The sequence below is a fragment of the Bradyrhizobium genosp. SA-3 genome (assembly GCF_004212635.1).
Classification (GTDB): Bacteria; Pseudomonadota; Alphaproteobacteria; order Rhizobiales; family Xanthobacteraceae; genus Bradyrhizobium.
In genome coordinates, this window is the sequence record NZ_PSRT01000023.1 from 58330 (window position 1) to 74202 (window position 15873).

At 63.7% G+C, this 15873-nt stretch carries 17 protein-coding genes; 12 read left to right on the forward strand and 5 right to left on the reverse strand.

Annotated elements, in window-relative coordinates:
- Positions 1-65 precede the first annotated feature (65 nt).
- Positions 66-890: an enoyl-CoA hydratase gene (locus CWO91_RS10460; RefSeq protein ID WP_165405347.1), complete on the reverse strand. Its 825-nt coding sequence runs from the start codon at positions 888-890 to the stop codon at positions 66-68.
- Positions 891-976: 86 nt separating this feature from the next.
- Here CWO91_RS10460 and CWO91_RS10465 point away from each other — a divergent pair, with 86 nt between their 5' ends.
- The 6 genes from CWO91_RS10465 to CWO91_RS10490 all read left to right on the forward strand — a co-directional run bounded on the left by CWO91_RS10465 (position 977) and on the right by CWO91_RS10490 (position 4666).
- Positions 977-1405 carry a PaaI family thioesterase gene (locus CWO91_RS10465; protein WP_130213388.1) on the forward strand — a complete coding sequence of 143 codons (429 nt, stop codon included), beginning with the start codon at positions 977-979 and terminating at the stop codon, positions 1403-1405.
- 156 nt (positions 1406-1561) lie between these two features.
- The gene (gene rplM / locus CWO91_RS10470; RefSeq protein WP_130213389.1) at positions 1562-2026 is read left to right on the forward strand and encodes a 50S ribosomal protein L13; all 465 of its coding nucleotides are present in this window, start codon (positions 1562-1564) and stop codon (positions 2024-2026) included.
- 1 nt (position 2027) lies between these two features.
- A complete protein-coding gene (rpsI, locus tag CWO91_RS10475) occupies positions 2028-2507 on the forward strand; it encodes a 30S ribosomal protein S9 (RefSeq protein WP_130213390.1) in 480 nt (159 codons plus the stop codon).
- Between the two features lie 229 nt (positions 2508-2736).
- Positions 2737-3957, forward strand: a complete 1221-nt coding sequence (locus CWO91_RS10480; RefSeq protein WP_130213391.1) for a GGDEF domain-containing protein — start codon at positions 2737-2739, stop codon at positions 3955-3957.
- A 59-nt stretch (positions 3958-4016) separates the two neighbouring features.
- Positions 4017-4253 (forward strand): hypothetical protein, encoded by a 237-nt coding sequence (locus CWO91_RS10485; RefSeq protein WP_130213410.1) that lies wholly within the window; start codon positions 4017-4019, stop codon positions 4251-4253.
- Between the two features lie 116 nt (positions 4254-4369).
- A complete protein-coding gene (locus CWO91_RS10490) occupies positions 4370-4666 on the forward strand; it encodes an antibiotic biosynthesis monooxygenase family protein (protein ID WP_130213392.1) in 297 nt (98 codons plus the stop codon).
- A 79-nt stretch (positions 4667-4745) separates the two neighbouring features.
- On the opposite strand, the gene CWO91_RS10495 is transcribed toward CWO91_RS10490, so the two are convergent.
- Positions 4746-5891, reverse strand: coding sequence for an AI-2E family transporter (locus tag CWO91_RS10495; RefSeq protein ID WP_130213393.1), 1146 nt, complete (start codon positions 5889-5891; stop codon positions 4746-4748).
- A 260-nt stretch (positions 5892-6151) separates the two neighbouring features.
- On the opposite strand from CWO91_RS10495, the gene CWO91_RS10500 reads away from it, so the two are divergent.
- Positions 6152-6925, forward strand: a complete 774-nt coding sequence (locus CWO91_RS10500) for a gamma-glutamyl-gamma-aminobutyrate hydrolase family protein (RefSeq protein WP_130213394.1) — start codon at positions 6152-6154, stop codon at positions 6923-6925.
- A gap of 822 nt (positions 6926-7747) precedes the next feature.
- On the opposite strand, the gene CWO91_RS10505 is transcribed toward CWO91_RS10500, so the two are convergent.
- On the reverse strand, positions 7748-8725 hold the full coding sequence (locus CWO91_RS10505; protein WP_130213395.1) for a GlxA family transcriptional regulator: 978 nt from the start codon (positions 8723-8725) through the stop codon (positions 7748-7750).
- Positions 8726-8874: 149 nt separating this feature from the next.
- Here CWO91_RS10505 and CWO91_RS10510 point away from each other — a divergent pair, with 149 nt between their 5' ends.
- The 4 genes from CWO91_RS10510 (at position 8875) to CWO91_RS10525 (ending at position 12674) form a co-directional block, all read left to right on the forward strand.
- Positions 8875-9129: a tautomerase family protein gene (locus tag CWO91_RS10510; RefSeq protein WP_130213396.1), complete on the forward strand. Its 255-nt coding sequence runs from the start codon at positions 8875-8877 to the stop codon at positions 9127-9129.
- Positions 9130-9311: 182 nt separating this feature from the next.
- Positions 9312-10694 carry an NfeD family protein gene (locus CWO91_RS10515; RefSeq protein WP_130213397.1) on the forward strand — a complete coding sequence of 461 codons (1383 nt, stop codon included), beginning with the start codon at positions 9312-9314 and terminating at the stop codon, positions 10692-10694.
- Positions 10691-11452 (forward strand): slipin family protein, encoded by a 762-nt coding sequence (locus CWO91_RS10520; protein ID WP_130213398.1) that lies wholly within the window; start codon positions 10691-10693, stop codon positions 11450-11452. Before CWO91_RS10515 ends, CWO91_RS10520 begins: the two co-directional genes overlap by 4 nt.
- Positions 11453-11534: 82 nt before the next feature.
- Positions 11535-12674, forward strand: coding sequence for an asparaginase (locus CWO91_RS10525; protein ID WP_130213399.1), 1140 nt, complete (start codon positions 11535-11537; stop codon positions 12672-12674).
- Between the two features lie 154 nt (positions 12675-12828).
- On the opposite strand, the gene glnA is transcribed toward CWO91_RS10525, so the two are convergent.
- Together glnA and CWO91_RS10535 are read right to left on the reverse strand one after the other, a co-directional pair.
- Entirely contained in the window at positions 12829-14238 is a 1410-nt protein-coding gene (gene glnA, locus CWO91_RS10530) for a type I glutamate--ammonia ligase (protein ID WP_130213400.1), read from the reverse strand.
- A 152-nt stretch (positions 14239-14390) separates the two neighbouring features.
- Entirely contained in the window at positions 14391-14729 is a 339-nt protein-coding gene (locus tag CWO91_RS10535; RefSeq protein WP_008547883.1) for a P-II family nitrogen regulator, read from the reverse strand.
- A 381-nt stretch (positions 14730-15110) separates the two neighbouring features.
- On the opposite strand from CWO91_RS10535, the gene CWO91_RS10540 reads away from it, so the two are divergent.
- Positions 15111-15873 (forward strand): NAD(P)H-hydrate epimerase (locus CWO91_RS10540; protein WP_130213401.1); only part of this gene is annotated, 763 nt, incomplete at its 3' end.

The following is a 15873-nucleotide window of genomic DNA, read 5'->3' on the forward strand; positions in this document are numbered from 1 at the left end:
GAAGCAATCCAGACTGTCACCGCGGAAGCATGCTGGATTGCTTCGCTTCGCTCGCAATGACGGGGTTACTCATCCCGCCATGTCGGCGGACGCTTTTCGATGAAGGCGCCGATGCCTTCCTCGGCGTCGCGCGCCATCATGTTCTCGGTCATCACCTCTGCCGCATAGCGATAGGCCTCGGCAAGGCTCATCTCAGCCTGGCGATAGAATGCCTCCTTGCCGAGCTTGACGGTGTAGGCGGATTTCAGCGCGACCTGCTGTGCGAGCGCAATCGCGGCCTCGCGCTCGGTGCCGGCGGGCACGACGCGATTGACGAGGCCGATCTCGCGGGCGCGCGCGGCCGGGATCGGCTCGCCCGTCAGCAGCATCTCCATCGCCTGCTTGCGCGGCACGTTGCGCGAAAGCGCCACCATCGGGGTCGAGCAGAACAGACCGATGTCGACGCCGGGCGTGGCGAAGCTCGCCGCCTCCGAGGCGATCGCCAGATCGCAGCTTGCCACGAGCTGGCAGCCCGCCGCGGTGGCGATGCCTTGGACGGCAGCGACCACGGGCTTGGGCAGGCGCACGATCGCCTGCATCATGGCGCTGCACGCCGTCATGATCTGCGCAAAATAAGCCCGGCCGCGATCCGGATCGGTGCGGCGCGCGGTCAGCTCCTTCATGTCGTGGCCTGCGGAAAAAGCGGTGCCGTTGGCTGCGATGACGGCCGCACGGATGTGCTTGTCTTCCGCGATCGCATTGAGGCTCGCATGCAGCTGTCCGATCATCGTCTCCGAAAGGCTGTTGCGCGCGGCTGGTCGGTTCAGCGTGAGCACGGCGACACTGCCGACGATCTCGCGCAGCAGGATCGGTGGTTGCGGGGAGGGAGCACGGGCGGCCTGGGCGGACATCGTAGCGTTTCCGTTTGGATTATTGCATTTGGATGACGCAGATAACTTAATGTAACAGGTCAAGTGAAGCGAGGGTGGGGAACAGCATGGCGTTAGCAAAAATGAGCGTGGCCGAGGTTGAGCAGTTTCTACGTGACGAGTTTCCCCAGGCCTTCAGCGGTGACGACATCACGATCGAAAGTGCCGACGGCCAGACCTGCCTTTTGCGCCAGCGCTACAGCGAAAGGATGTTGCGACCGGGTGGAACCGTGTCGGGACCGACGCTGATGGCACTGGCCGATTTCGCCATGTACGTGGTGCTTCTGTCGGCGATCGGGCCGATCGGGCTGGCGGTCACCACTAATCTCAACATCAACTTCCTACGCAAGGGCCAGCCGGGCCAGGACGTGCTGGCGGAGGCGCGGCTTATCAAGCTCGGCAAGCGGCTCGCGGTCGGCGAGGTAAACCTGCTGTCCGGAACCTCGGCCGACCCGATCGCACATGTCACCTCCACCTATTCCATTCCAAATATTTGAGGTTTTTGCAGGTATTTTAATACCATAATTTTAAGCCATTGATATTGCTAATGTAATTTCGCGCTTTGAGCATTGACCGCTGCGCCTCTCTTCTTTAGTAACTCGCCCAGTCCGGTGCGGTGTTCGCGCCGATGTCTCCCTCACGGAAATTCTGACATGAAAACCTTTTCGGCAAAGCCGGCCGAGGTGACGAAGAAGTGGGTGCTGATCGACGCCAAGGGTCTGGTCGTCGGCCGTCTCGCCACCATCGTCGCCATGCGGCTCCGCGGCAAGCACCTCCCGACCTACACCCCGCACGTTGATTGCGGTGACAATGTCATCATCATCAACGCCCAGCATGCGGTCCTGACCGGTCGCAAGCGCGAGCAGAAGACCTACTACAAGCACACCGGTTACGTCGGCCACGTCAAGGAGCGCACCGCGCGCCAGATCCTCGAAGGCCGTCATCCCGAGCGCGTGCTCGAGAAGGCCGTCGAGCGCATGATCCCGCGTGGTCCGCTCGGCCGCGTGCAGATGGGCAACCTGCGTGTCTACGGCGGCGCCGATCATCCGCACGAGGCGCAGCAGCCCGAGAAGATCGACATCGCCAATTTGAACCGCAAGAACACGAGGGCCGCATAACATGGCCGAATCCATCCAGTCGCTCGACCAGCTCTCGCAGCTCAAGACGGCGGCCGCGCCCGAGGCGCCCAAGCACGAGAAGAAGGTCGACAAGTTCAATCGCGCCTATGCCACCGGCAAGCGCAAGGACGCGGTCGCCCGCGTCTGGATCAAGCCGGGCGCCGGCAAGGTCACCGTCAACTCGCGCGAGGTCGAGATCTATTTCGCTCGTCCCGTGCTGCGCATGATGATCGAGCAGCCGTTCTCCGTGGCCCAGCGTTCCGGCCAGTACGACGTGATCTGCACGGTCGCCGGCGGTGGCCTATCCGGCCAGGCTGGCGCCGTCCGTCACGGCATCTCCAAGGCGCTCACCTATTTCGAGCCGGAGCTGCGCAGCGTGCTCAAGAAGGGCGGCTTCCTGACCCGCGACTCGCGCGTGGTCGAGCGTAAGAAGTACGGCAAGGCCAAGGCCCGCCGGTCCTTCCAGTTCTCGAAGCGTTAATCGCTTCGATCACATTCGCCGCGAAAGCGGCTCCAATGAGATGCAAAAGGGCGCTGTTTTCAGCGCCCTTTTTGTTGTTCGTTTGTACGCAAATTGATGACGTGTTTCCCGAAAACTTGGGTCCGCGCGAAAACCTGAATGGAACCCGCGAGACATAGCGTCGCATTCGGAAGGGCGCGCAAATCGGCTGTGCCGATCGCGTAACTGCTATGTTTTAGAGGGGGCCGACATGATGTCGCTCGATAGCATCACGCTCTATTTGGTCGCCACCATGGTTGCCGCACTGCTCGGCGCCATGATGGTGTTTTTCGGCAGGCAGGAGAACAGCCCCGCGCTGAAATGGTGGGGCACCGCCTATCTCCTCGGCGCCGCCTCCGTTGCGCTATGGACTGCGGCCGGCGACAGGCTGGGGCCGCATCTCTATCTGGCGTTAAATGCCGTCGGCTTCGTCGCCTGCGGCATGGTGTGGAATGCGGCGCGCGTCTTCCACGGCCGCAAGCCGAATTGGCCCGGCCTCGTGCTCGGCGCGCTCGCTTGGGTCGCCGCCGTGACGCTGCTCGACGCCGAGGCGTCCGTGCTGCGCATGATCATCGGCGCCGGCATCGTCTCGGTCTATGCAGCGCTGACCGCGAGCGAGCTCTGGACCGAGCGGCGCAAGAGCCTGCAACGGCGCTGGCCGGCCTTCCTGATGCCGGTGATGCACGGCTGCGCGTTGATGCTGCCGATCGTGCTCGGCAGCTTCCTGCGCCCGCATGATGCCGGCTTCTCGTCGAGCATCTGGGTCACTGTGTTCGCGGTCGAGCTCGTGCTTTATGCCGTCGGCACCGTGTTCGTGATCTTCATGCTGGTGTCCGAGCGCACGGTGACCGCGCACCGGACCGCCGCGTCGACCGATCCCCTGACCGGCATGCTCAACCGGCGCGGCTTCTCCGAGGCCTGCAGCCGCGTGATCGAGCGCGAGGCCAAGGCCGGGCGGCCGGTGACCGTGATGATCTTCGACATCGACCACTTCAAGTCGATCAACGATCGGTTCGGCCATCCCGCCGGCGACGAGATGCTGAAACTGTTCTCGACTGTCGTCGTCAGCAACTTGCGCATCTCCGATCTCTCGGGCCGCATCGGCGGCGAGGAGTTTGCGGCCTTGCTGCCGTGTTCGCTGGAGGAGGGGGTGCTGGTCGCCGAGCGCGTGCGCGAAGCGTTCGAGACCTCCGGTGTCGTGGTCGATGAAGGTCCGGTCGATACCACCGTCAGCATCGGCGTCGCCGGCGGTCCGGCCGGCACCGAGCTCGAGGTGCTGCTGGCCTCGGCCGACACCGCGCTCTACCAGGCCAAGCGGGGCGGCCGTAACCGCGTCGAGGCGGCGGAGGAGTTGCCGCTGTCGCTGGAGAACTGGCGTCGCCAGAGCGCTGCGCGGCCCGGTGCGCCGCAGGCGCGTCCGGCTACCGCCTGAGACGACAGGCGGCCTTGCGGTAATCTTCTGTTTACCATTCGATCCCTACCATCATGGGCATGGAATCGATCCGTCGACAGAGCCCGCAGGCCGCCCTGATGTCACTCGAAGCCCAAGCTGCCTCGGCACGCGGCGGCTTCGCCTGTCTGTTCTCGACCGCGGACGAATACGAGAGCGCGCTGATCACGGAGCGTCGTGCGCAAGGACGATACGGCCAGGGCCGCAGCTACTGGCCGTTCGTGCTGTTCGTCGGTTGCGCGTTCATCGTGGCGGGCACCGTGCTGCTGCTCGCCTGAGAGGCTTGCATCTAAGAGACCTGCATTTTCCAGCCGTCCAGGTGCCGTTTCGGCGCCTTTTTCTTTTGCGCCGGCTGCGGTAGACACGCCCATCGAACAAAAATGGGTGGAAACCGATGATCACCGAGATCGCGCAAATCGACGTCAAGCCGGGCAGCGAACAGGATTTCGAGGCGGCTGTCGCCAAGGCCAAGGCCGCCTTCGGCCGCTCCAAGGGCTTTCACGGCTTCGAACTGCACAAGTCGATCGAGAAACCGCAGCGCTACCGCCTGATGGTGAAGTGGGCGACCCTGGAAAACCACACCGTTGATTTCCGCGGCTCCGAAAACTTCACCGAATGGCGCGGCCTCGTCGGCCAATATTTTGCTTCGCCCCCCGAGGTCGAGCACACCGAGACCGTGCTGACGACCTGAAGCAGGCTCTATTTCAGGCGCATGATCTTTTCGGAGAACCGCTGCGCACTTTGCGCTAACGCGCCCCTTTGGGTCCGGATCATGCTCGGGCCGCCTCGGCCAGAGACGGCGCCTCATACGTCTTGAAATGGTCTATCATGACCTTGGCGATGGCGACCAGTGGCAGCGCCAGCGCGAGGCCCCAGATTCCGAACACGACGCCGAGAAGGATCTGGAACGCGAACAGCGTGGCCGGCGGAATGTCCAGGGCTTGGCGCTGAAGGATCGGCGTCAGAACGTAGCTTTCCATGGCGTGGACGCCGAGGAACAGCAGCAGCGCGGACAGCGCCGCGATCCAGCCGGACGCAAGGCTCGCCAGCACCACGATGACCCCGGCGATGATGGCGCCGATGGTCGGGACAAAGGCGAGCAGGCCCGCCTGGATTCCCAGGATGAACGCGCCGGGGATGCCGATGACGGCAAGGCCGATCCACGTCACCGCGCCGACCGCGAGCATGACCGTGATCTGCGCGATCAGCCAGCGCTCCAGCGTCTCGCTGATGCGATCGATGATGAGCGTGACGCGCGTGCGATGTTTGGCCGGCGCGAGGAACAATAGGCCGTCGTGATAGACGCCGGGCTGGGCGGCGAAGGCGAGACCCAGGAACAGCACGATAAAAATGTTTCCGACACCGTGGATGGTGCCGAGCAGCAGCTTGAAGGTCTGGCTCACGATCGCTCCGCCGCTGGAGGCGAGCGCGCCGGCGCCGGGCAATGCACCGCGCGGGGGCACTGCCGGTGAGGGCGTCGAGTCCGATGTTGTCGCCGCCGTGGCGTCAGGCGCCGCGTTGCCGAGATCGAAGAAGCTGGTGTCGATGCCGTGGTTCTCGAGGAATGACCGGACGTTGGTGATCTGCGACTTGATGGTGTTGCTCAGCAGCGAGGCTTGCTCGGCGATGGTGGCGCCGCCGAGATAGGCGACCCCCGCGAGCATCAGGGCGAGGGCGATGCAGACGATCGCGAGCCGGACCGGATGCGGCAGGTGCACGCGGCGGCCGAGCGCGCCCGTCAGCGCGTTGAGGCCGAGGCCGAGCAGCATGCCGGTGAAGATCAGCAGCAAGGTGGCGGCAAAATACCAGGTGAAGACCAGCATCGCCGTGAACAGCACGACGCCGATGCCCCCGACCGAGATCGCCCAGGCGAGATCGGAGCGGGGGCGGGGCCGTTGATCTGCGGGAATGGTCACATCGGGTCCTTTTCGGCGGCTGCGGGGAAGGCACTCTTTCGCGAATCCCGCCTTGGATCAAGCCGGCCGAAAACCGCCGGTTTGACGTTGTCCACGGTCTCGTCGGGCGAACGCCACCGGCGCGAACGGCGCCGCGGTCGCCCTCCGATCGGGCATTTGCGCGAAAATAGCATTGCCGTCCCGCGATCCCTTCTGTTGAATTTGTTCCACCCCAAGGGCATGTTTGGAGAATCTTCTTACGGAGGAGGTCGGAACGGGAGATGAGAAAGCCGGTCGTCGGCGTGATCGGGAATGCCCATCGCGTCGAAAATCGATTTCAGGTCCAGATGGTCGGCGAGCGAAATCTGCGCGCCGTGGCCGAGGTCTCCGGTGGCTTGCCGGTGATGTTCGCGGGCTCGCCCGACATCACCGATATCGGGGCGCTGCTCGATACCGTCGACGGCGTCATCCTCACCGGCGCCCGGGCCAACGTGCACCCGACGCGTTTCAACGTCGATCCCTGCGAGAAGCACGAGCCCTACGACATCCACCGCGACGAGGTCGCCCTGGCGCTCTCGGTTGCCTGCGTCGCCCGCGGCATCCCCCTGTTCGGCATCTGCCGCGGCCTCCAGGAGATGAACGTCGCCTTCGGCGGCTCGCTGCACCCCGAGATCCGCGAAATCCCCGGCCGCATGAATCACCGCATGCCCAGGCTCGAGAATGGCGAGATCCATCCCGATCCGACCGTGGTGTTCGCCGACCGTCACGACGTCGATCTGACGCCGGGCGGGGCGTTCGCAAAATTGCTCGGCTGCGAGAAGATCCGGGTCAATTCGCTGCACGGCCAGGGCATCCTGGAGCCCGGCAAACGTGTGCTGATCGAAGGCGCCGCCGAGGACGGCACCATCGAGGCGATCCGCATCGCCGAAGCCCCGACCTTCGCGCTCGGCGTGCAATGGCACGCCGAATACGACCCGCAGCACAATCCGATCAACCGCAAGCTGTTCGAGGCCTTTGGCGAAGCGCTCGTGGCGCGGCAGAAGGCGGTGGCGTAGGCTAAGCACACGTCGAGGCTTTGGGGCCGACTCTCGGCACGCCGTCATTGCGAGCCAACGGGTCCGACGAATTCAATTCACCGAGCTCATGCTAGGCATGTGCGCTGACGAGCCGATCAATTCGATCTGCCGGAACGAGCCCATTAGGTCTGCATGGCTGCTACACCATCGATGGGCGCGGGCCTATAAATGCGACCGCCGAGCGCGGTGAGTGCCCGTGCGTACCACCATTTTCATAGAACTAGATTGTAGCTGCCCCACGTAGCTTAATTCGGTTGTGAGGGCTTAACTCATGACGAAGCACTTTTCGAAACGCATCGTGACTGATGTGTTCGTAGTCGTCATATCGGTCGTGACAATCACGATTGCAGCGACCTCATTGGGTGAGCCCATTGTGGCAGGCATCGCGGCTTCTATTCCGGGCCCATTTCATCTTGCGATGGAAAACACACTTGGAAGTGCCGGGCCGAGCAAACCGAAGGCGGCCTCCGCGCAAACAGGTTGTCGGCTTCGATCTGCTCCTCTGCAATGGAACGTGGACTGGCTTTTCCGGCCGCCTGCCGCTCCCGCACGATGAATGCGATCCCAGTTGAGGGCGCGGCAAAGATGGGCGGCCCGTGTTTCGCCCATGCGCCTTCCAAATCTCGGGCGGCATAAACCAATCAGTAGGAATTCGTCCGCTCCGATTTTTGCGGCTCTGATTTGTTCTTTGAGAACGAAGTGGAGTCAGATGCAGAACGAAAGCTGACGGTGAGGTGCAAAGTTCATCTTTCCAGTGCGGTTGAATCGTAGACGCGCTCAGTTGGCCGTCTAGCGTCAGCCTCACACTGTCCGCTCCATCCGCCGCGTGCGGTAGGCCTGCGGCGACATCAGGGTCAGCTTGCGGAATGCCTTGCGAAAGCTGCTTTCGTCCTCGTAGCCCGCCGCCCGCGCGATGGTCTTGACCGGCTGCGCCGTCGTCTCCAGCAGCGTGCGCGCGTGCTCGACGCGGCGGCGCGTGATGAAGGCCTGCGGCGGCTCGTGCGTGAGCTCCTGAAACTTCCGGTTCAGCGTGCGCTCGCTGAGGCCGAGTGCGTCGGCGAGGCGCTTGACCGTCATCGGACGCTTACCCGCGCGCCGAACCAGCAGATCGGCCCTGGTCAGCAGCGGATCCTGCGACAGCAGGTAACCGACGGGCATGAAGATCGACTGGGTGCGCTGCGCGGTGTCGATGACGACGTAATCGGCGCACAACTTTGCGATCTCCTTGCCGTCGACCATCTCGATCAGTCTGAGCAGGAGGTCGACCCACGACATCGGTCCGGCCGCGCAGACGAGACGGTCCGCGCAGGTGATGACGGCGTCCGGGGCGAGGTCGATCGCGGGATGGCGTTGCCGCAGTTCGTTTTGCAGCCACCAGGTGATGGTGGCGCGGCGGTTGTCGAGCAGGCCGGCGCCGGCCAGCAGGAAGACGCCGCTGCAAAATGCCCCGATCAGCCGGCCATTTGCGTGCTGCTGCCGGAGCCAGGCGCCGGCGCGGGCATATTGCGGTTGCAGGCGCGCGGCCGTGACGTGGTCGACGAGATTGCCGGGGACGATGATCGCGTCGAAGCTGCCGCGGCTCCCGATCGCGCCATCGACCGAAACCAACTGGCCGCCGCCGGCGCGCACGGCCTTGCCATCGAGCGAGAGCGTCTGGCCGGCGAACCGGGATTTTGCTCCGCTCTGCTGCATCACGTGGTTGGCGAGCGACAGGACGTCGGCGACGCCGGCGATCGCCGAATGCATGCAGCCTTCCAGCGCCAGAATTGCGAGCTTCATAGGACCTCCGGGCGATGCGACGATCCTATCCGATCGGCGTGCGGGTGCGTGGCGAAAATTGCCCGATCTCTGTCTTATCCGCCACTGCCTGGCCGCCACTGTCCGGTCCAATCTGCCGCCGTCGTCACACGACATGATTGGAGAAAGACATGCCTTACGTCACCATTTCCACCGTCCGCGGCATCCTGGACGCCGTGCAGAAGAAGACGCTGCTCGAACGCGTCACCGACCTCCTGGTCGAGGTCGAAGGGCAGGGCAACCCCGATTTCCGCGGCAACGTCTGGGTCAGGATCGAGGAGCAGGAGCCCTCGCACTGGTCGCTCGGCGGCATGCAGCCGACGAGCGAGATCATCGCGAGCACGTTCGGACCGATCGGCGCGGACGGCGTGAGGGTGGCACGGTAGCAGCGCCTGGCGCAGGGCGGATCAGCCGTGGGGCATGGTCCGCCACTGCCTCTGCTCAACCGATCGCATCGCCATCCCGCATGGCCATTTGCATTGCGTTGCACAATCGCGACGTTGGCCTCCACGCGCAGCATTGAGGTTCACGAGGGGAACACCATATGCTCTGCAAGGGAGCCCTTGCCGTGCAAACCATGAAGGCGGCCCTCGTTGCGGCGATCACCGTCGTGGCATTGATCTGCTGCCTCCTTCCCAGCTCAGCGGAGGAGAGCGGCCGCCTTGCACTGATTGTTTCGATCGACGGGGCCATCGGCCCCGCGTCAGCCAGCTATGTGCGGGAGGCTTTGGCCAAGGCGAGCGAACGGCGCGCCGAGATCGTGCTTCTGAGAATGAACACGCCCGGCGGCCTCAATTCCAGCATGCGAGAGATCATCGCGGATGTGCTCGCCTCGCCGATCCCTGTCGTCGGCTACGTCGCTCCCTCCGGCGCCCACGCGGCAAGTGCAGGGACCTATATCCTTTATGCGACCCACATCGCTGCGATGGCACCAGGCACCAATATCGGTGCGGCGACGCCGGTCCAGATTGGCGGACCGCTGCCGGGCCTGCCGAGCGGTGCACCCGACAAGGATGGCAAAGACAAGAAGGATGAGCCGAAGGACGCGATGACGGCGAAGGCCACGAACGATGCCGTCGCCTTTATCCGCAGCCTCGCCGAGCTGCGCAGCCGCAATGCGGACTGGGCCGAGAAGGCGGTTCGTGAGGCCGCCACTCTCTCTGCCAATGGCGCGCTAGAGGCCCATGCCATCGATCTCGTCGCGCGGGACCAGGCTGAATTGCTGCGGCAGCTCGATGGCCGTGTGGTGGAGGTCGCAGGCGGCAGGACGCAACGCCTCGCGACGAAGGATGCGGTCGTCGAAGCAATCGAGCCGGGGCGGATATCCCGCTTCCTGGCGGTCATCACCGATCCGAACGTGGCGTTCATTCTCCTGATGGTCGGCATCTACGGTCTGATCTTCGAGTTCATGTCTCCCGGAGCCGTCGCTCCCGGAGTCGTCGGCGCGATCTGCCTGCTGATTGGCCTCTATGCGCTCAACTTGCTGCCGATCAACTATGCCGGCCTCGCCCTGATGCTGGTCGGACTCGTGCTTCTCACCGTCGAAGCCTTCAATCCGACGGTGGTGATCGGTCTCGGAGGGATCATCGCTTTCGTGCTAGGCGCGCTGATGCTGTTCAGGGTCGAGGCGCCCGGCTACCAGCTGTCGTGGTGGGTGATCGGCATCACTACAGCTGTGTTCGTCGGCTTTGCACTGGTCGTGCTTGGCTCGCTTCGGCGGGCCGCCAAGGCTCCTGAACGGGTCGGCGCGCAGGCCATGCGAGGCTTGTCCGCCGAAATTCTCGACTGGAACGGGAACGAGGGTCATGTGTTCGCCCATGGTGAACGCTGGCAGGCGCGCGGCGCCGACACGTTCGAGCCCGGAGAGACGGTCGAAGTTGCCAGCGTCGTCGACCTGACGCTGCTGATACGGCGCGCACCGGCTAGGACCGGTGAGGGAGGTAGATCATGATGCTGGAATATCTGACCTATGCGGCGCTCGCGCTGCTAGTCGTCATATTTCTGTCCCAGGCCATTCGAATCCTGCGCGAATACGAGCGTGGCGTCGTCTTTACGCTCGGCCGCTTTACCGGCGTGAAGGGCCCGGGCCTCATCCTCCTCATTCCGGTCGTGCAGCAACTCGTCAAGGTCGATCTACGGGTGATGGTACAGGTCGTGCCGCCGCAGGATGTGATTTCGCGGGACAACGTGTCCGTCAAGGTCAACGCCGTTCTGTACTTCCGCATCGTCGACCCCGAGCGCGCCATCATCAAGGTCGGCGATTTCATGGCGGCCACCAGCCAGCTCGCCCAGACCACGTTGCGTTCGGTGCTCGGCAAGCACGAGCTCGACGAGATGCTTGCCGAGCGCGACAGGTTGAACGCCGACATCCAGGAGATCCTCGACAAGCAGACTGATGTCTGGGGCATCAAGGTCACCGGCATAGAGATCAAGGACGTCGACCTCAACGAAACCATGGTTCGCGCCATCGCCAAGCAGGCGGAGGCGGAGCGCCTGCGGCGGGCCAAGGTGATCAATGCGATGGGCGAGCAGCAGGCCGCCGAAAAGCTCGTCGAAGCCGGCCGGATCCTCGCGCAGGAGCCTCAGGCCATGCAGCTGCGTTATTTCGCGGCTCTGCACGACATCGCCGGTGAACGGTCGTCGACCATCGTGTTTCCGCTACCGGCGGGCTTGCTCGACCATTTGATGCCACGGCCTAACAACCCCTAGGAGTAAGCGGCGAAGATGACCCATCTTCGGCCCAAATGGGCGTGTCGAATGTTGATGCCTACTTAAACGGGAGCAACATTCGATGACCAAGCACGCCGTTAGCCCACCAAGCCGCCGCCAACGTCGGACATTCCTGCTTGCCGTTCCGCTGGTCGCCTTCGCACTTTGTTCGTGGCCGATCGGCGGAGCCGCGCAGGCCGCAGAGCCCGGCAAGGACGCCCCTGCCGCCAATCTGCCCCGCATTCTCGTGCTGGCGACGGGAGGTACCATCGCGGGCCAGGCCGACCCGCGCGCGGCGGGCGCGTACAAGTCCGGCCAGATCACGGGCGAGCAGCTGATGCAGTCGGTGCCGGGCCTGGACAAGCTTGCGAAGCTGAACGCCGAGCAGATTTCGTCGATCGGATCCCAGGACATGAACGACAAGGTCTGGTTTGCGCTGGCCCGCCGCATCCAGGAGGCCTTCGACAAGAATGAAGCCGATGGCGTCGTCATCACCCATGGCACCGATACGCTGGAGGAGACCGCGTTCTTTCTCGACAACGTGGTGCGCGGCGACAAGCCGGTGGTGATCGTCGGCTCGATGCGGCCGGCCACGGCGGTGAGCGCGGACGGACCCGGCAATCTCTACGAGGCGGTGCATGTGGCCGCCGATCCGCGCTCGCGCGGCCGGGGCGTCATGGCCGTGCTGAACGACAAGATTCAGGGCGCCCGCTCGGTCACCAAGACCAACACCACGAGCATCGAGACGTTCAATACGCCCAATGACGCGCCGATCGGTTATGTCGACACCGCCGGCGGCATCCGTTTCATGACCCAGTCGGCCGGCCTCAAGCGCGCGACCTATCAGTTGCCGGCAGGCGAGCAATTGCCGCGCGTTGCGATCGTCTACTCACACGCCAACATGGACGCCGTTCCGATCGAGGATGCCATCTCGCACGGCGCCAAGGGCATCGTGCTCGCCGGCGTCGGCGACGGCAATACGTCCAAGCCCGCCCTCGAAGCGCTTGAAGCGGCGGCGAAGAAGGGCATCATCGTGGTGCGCTCCACGCGGGTTCGATCCGGCTTCGTGACGCGAAACGTCGAGGTCGACGACGACAAGAACGGTTTCGTCGTGTCCGAGGACCTCAATCCCCAGAAGGCGCGCGTTCTCACCCAATTGCTGATCGCGAGCGGCGCGACGGCGCCGGCCGAATTGCAGAAGGCTTTCACCGCGACGTGGTAGCGACGCGGTAGGATGGGTAGAGCGAAAGCGAAACCCATCGACTTCGCAGGGGGCGAGATGGGTTTCGCAAGGGCTCAACCCATCCTACGATTCCCGAAACGAAAAGGCGCTCCTTTCGGAGCGCCTTTTGCTTGTCGTATTCCGTTCGGGCCGATCAGCCCGAATAGTACATGTCGAACTCGATCGGATGCGGGGTCATCTCGAAGCGCTCGACTTCGGTCATCTTCAGCTCGATATAGGCATCGATGAAGTCGTCGTCGAACACGCCGCCGGACTTGAGGAAGGCGCGGTCCTGGTCGAGATTCTCGAGGGCTTCACGCAAGCTGCCGCACACCGTCGGGATCTGCTTCAGCTCTTCCTTCGGCAAATCGTAGAGGTCCTTGTCCATCGCCGGACCCGGATCGATCTTGTTCTTGATGCCGTCGAGGCCGGCCATCAGCATCGCGGCGAAGCCGAGATAGGGGTTGGCGAGCGGATCGGGGAAGCGCACCTCGACACGCTTGGCCTTCGGCGAAGCGGTGTAGGGGATGCGGCAGGAGGCCGAGCGGTTGCGCGCGGAGTAGGCGAGCAGCACGGGGGCCTCATAGCCCGGGACCAGGCGCTTGTAGGAGTTGGTCGAGGGGTTGGTGAAGGCGTTGATCGCCTTGGCATGCTTGATGATGCCGCCGATGTAGTGGAGGCATGTCTCCGACAGGTCGGCGTATTTGTTGCCGGCGAACACCGGCTTGCCTTCCTTCCAGATCGACTGGTGCACGTGCATGCCCGAGCCGTTGTCGCCATAGACCGGCTTCGGCATGAAGGTAGCGGTCTTGCCGTAGATGTGCGCGACCTGGTGGATGCAGTACTTGTAGATCTGGATGTGGTCGGCCATCAGCGTCAGCGTGTCGAACTTCATGCCGAGCTCATGCTGGGCGGAGGCGACCTCGTGGTGATGCTTCTCGACCTTGACGCCCATCTTGGCCATGGCCCCGAGCATCTCCGAGCGCATGTCCTGCACGGAGTCCTGCGGCGGAACCGGGAAGTAGCCGCCCTTGGTGCGGACGCGGTGGCCGAGATTGCCGCCTTCATATTCGGTGTCGGAGTTGGTCGGCAGCTCCGAGGAGTCAAGGCGGAAACCGGTGTTGTAGGGGGTCGAGGAGAAGCGCACGTCGTCGAACACGAAGAACTCGGCCTCGGGGCCAACGAAGACGGTGTCGCCCACGCCCATCGACTTCACCATCGCCTCGGCCTTCTTGGCGATGCCGCGGGGGTCGCGGTTGTAGGGCTCGCCGGTGGTCGGCTCGAGCACGTCGCAGGTGATGACCATCGTGGTCTCGGCGAAGAACGGATCGATCGTCGCAGTCACCGGATCGGGCATCAGGCACATGTCGGACTCGTTGATCGCCTTCCAGCCAGCGATCGAGGAACCGTCGAACATCGTCCCTTCTGCGAAAATGTCCTCATCGATCATGCTGACGTCGAACGTCACATGCTGCCACTTGCCGCGCGGATCGGTGAAGCGCAGGTCGACGTATTTGACGTCGTTGTCCTTGATGGATTTCAGGACGTCTTTGGCGGTCTTCATGCATACCCCTTTTGGCTCTGCGGGTCGGTTTCCAGATGAGCAAGATTATTCTCGCTTTAGGCGAGCTTTGCGCGACCGCACAAACGAAATCAGGCCGCCGAAGCAGCCTTATTTCCTGTCAGAGTGTCGCAAAACGCGGGATAGCACCCGGCTCAGATAGCGTCCAGCCCGGATTCGCCGGTTCGGATGCGGATCGCCTCTTCGACGTTGGAGACGAAGATCTTGCCGTCACCGATGCGCCCGGTCTGCGCGGCGCGGCGGATCGCGTCGATGGCGCGCTCGACCAGGTCGTCGCCGATCACGATCTCGATCTTCACCTTGGGCAGGAAGTCGACGATGTATTCTGCGCCGCGGTAGAGCTCGGCGTGACCCTTCTGCCGGCCGAAGCCCTTGGCCTCGGTGACGGTGATGCCCTGCAGGCCGACTTCCTGAAGCGCTTCCTTCACCTCGTCGAGCTTGAATGGCTTGATGATGGCTTCGATTTTCTTCACTGCGCGCCTCCCGGCCTTTCGATCAAATAGCAACGTCTTCGTCAGGATGCGCTTTGTCACGCACGATCTTGTCTTCGCTACGCCGGGATGCCTGACCAGCCCGGCAACGACGGCCGGCCACACCCTGATGAATGCCAGTGAGCACGACAAACCGAAGCGGCTTCCTCGAAAGCAGGGTCTATGCCAAGTTGCTAATGCCCTGATTATTGGAGCGTTATCAGCCTTTTAACGAGCACAATCTGATAGGTGGCGCCGACCCGCATAAAATACCGAAGACTACGAAATAGGCAAACGGTTCAATATGTGTGCAGATCGTTGTTCCGTGGGATGGGTCGGCACGGAACGTGCCCGTTGAACGGGCGTTTGGACCAGGGAAGTGGCATGGAAGTTCTGACCAACGCTGAAATGCAGCGCGCCGATCAGCTCAGTATCGCGGCAGGCACGCCCGGCTTCAAGCTGATGCTCAGTGCCGGCCAGGCGGTCGCCGAGGCGGCCAATGCGCTGGTGGAGGAGGGGCCGATCCTGATCGTCGCCGGTTCCGGCAACAATGGCGGCGACGGTTTTGTCGCAGCCGCCGAGCTCGCCGCCCAGGGCCGCGAGGTCTCGGTGATCCTGATGTGCGAGCGCGACCAGCTCCAGGGTGACGCCGCCTCCGCCGCACGTGGCTGGAAGCACCCGGTGCTCCCGTTCAATCCGCAGGCGATCGGAAAGCCGGCGCTGATTATCGATGCGCTGTTCGGCGCGGGTCTCAGCCGTGCCGTCGACGGCGAGGCGCGCGCCATGATCGAGGCGATCAACGCCAATGGCGCGCCGGTGCTCGCCGTCGACCTACCGAGCGGCATCAACGGCACCAGCGCGGCCGTGATGGGCGCGGCCGTGAATGCCACGCAGACCATCACCTTCTTCCGCAAGAAGCCGGCGCATTTATTGCTGCCGGGCCGCATGCATTGCGGCCGTGTGCGCGTCGCCGACATCGGCATCGACGCAAGCGTGCTGGACGAGATCGCTCCGCAGCTCTTCGAGAACGATCCGGATTTCTGGGGCGCCGCCTTTCCGGTGCCGCGCATCGACGGCCACAAATTCGCGCGAGGCCATGTGCTGGCCGTCTCCGGTGACGCAGCCGCGACCGGCGCTGCGCGGCTCG

What these genes read in the sequence shown, in the direction of transcription:
- CWO91_RS10460 (WP_165405347.1), bottom strand. Translation starts at nt 890, where the DNA reads ATGTCCGCCCAGGCCGCCCGTGCTCCCTCCCCGCAACCACCGATCCTG.
- CWO91_RS10465 (WP_130213388.1), top strand. Translation starts at nt 977, where the DNA reads ATGGCGTTAGCAAAAATGAGCGTGGCCGAGGTTGAGCAGTTTCTACGT.
- rplM (WP_130213389.1), top strand. Translation starts at nt 1,562, where the DNA reads ATGAAAACCTTTTCGGCAAAGCCGGCCGAGGTGACGAAGAAGTGGGTG.
- rpsI (WP_130213390.1), top strand. Translation starts at nt 2,028, where the DNA reads ATGGCCGAATCCATCCAGTCGCTCGACCAGCTCTCGCAGCTCAAGACG.
- CWO91_RS10480 (WP_130213391.1), top strand. Translation starts at nt 2,737, where the DNA reads ATGATGTCGCTCGATAGCATCACGCTCTATTTGGTCGCCACCATGGTT.
- CWO91_RS10485 (WP_130213410.1), top strand. Translation starts at nt 4,017, where the DNA reads ATGGAATCGATCCGTCGACAGAGCCCGCAGGCCGCCCTGATGTCACTC.
- CWO91_RS10490 (WP_130213392.1), top strand. Translation starts at nt 4,370, where the DNA reads ATGATCACCGAGATCGCGCAAATCGACGTCAAGCCGGGCAGCGAACAG.
- CWO91_RS10500 (WP_130213394.1), top strand. Translation starts at nt 6,152, where the DNA reads ATGAGAAAGCCGGTCGTCGGCGTGATCGGGAATGCCCATCGCGTCGAA.
- CWO91_RS10505 (WP_130213395.1), bottom strand. Translation starts at nt 8,725, where the DNA reads ATGAAGCTCGCAATTCTGGCGCTGGAAGGCTGCATGCATTCGGCGATC.
- CWO91_RS10510 (WP_130213396.1), top strand. Translation starts at nt 8,875, where the DNA reads ATGCCTTACGTCACCATTTCCACCGTCCGCGGCATCCTGGACGCCGTG.
- CWO91_RS10520 (WP_130213398.1), top strand. Translation starts at nt 10,691, where the DNA reads ATGATGCTGGAATATCTGACCTATGCGGCGCTCGCGCTGCTAGTCGTC.
- CWO91_RS10525 (WP_130213399.1), top strand. Translation starts at nt 11,535, where the DNA reads ATGACCAAGCACGCCGTTAGCCCACCAAGCCGCCGCCAACGTCGGACA.
- glnA (WP_130213400.1), bottom strand. Translation starts at nt 14,238, where the DNA reads ATGAAGACCGCCAAAGACGTCCTGAAATCCATCAAGGACAACGACGTC.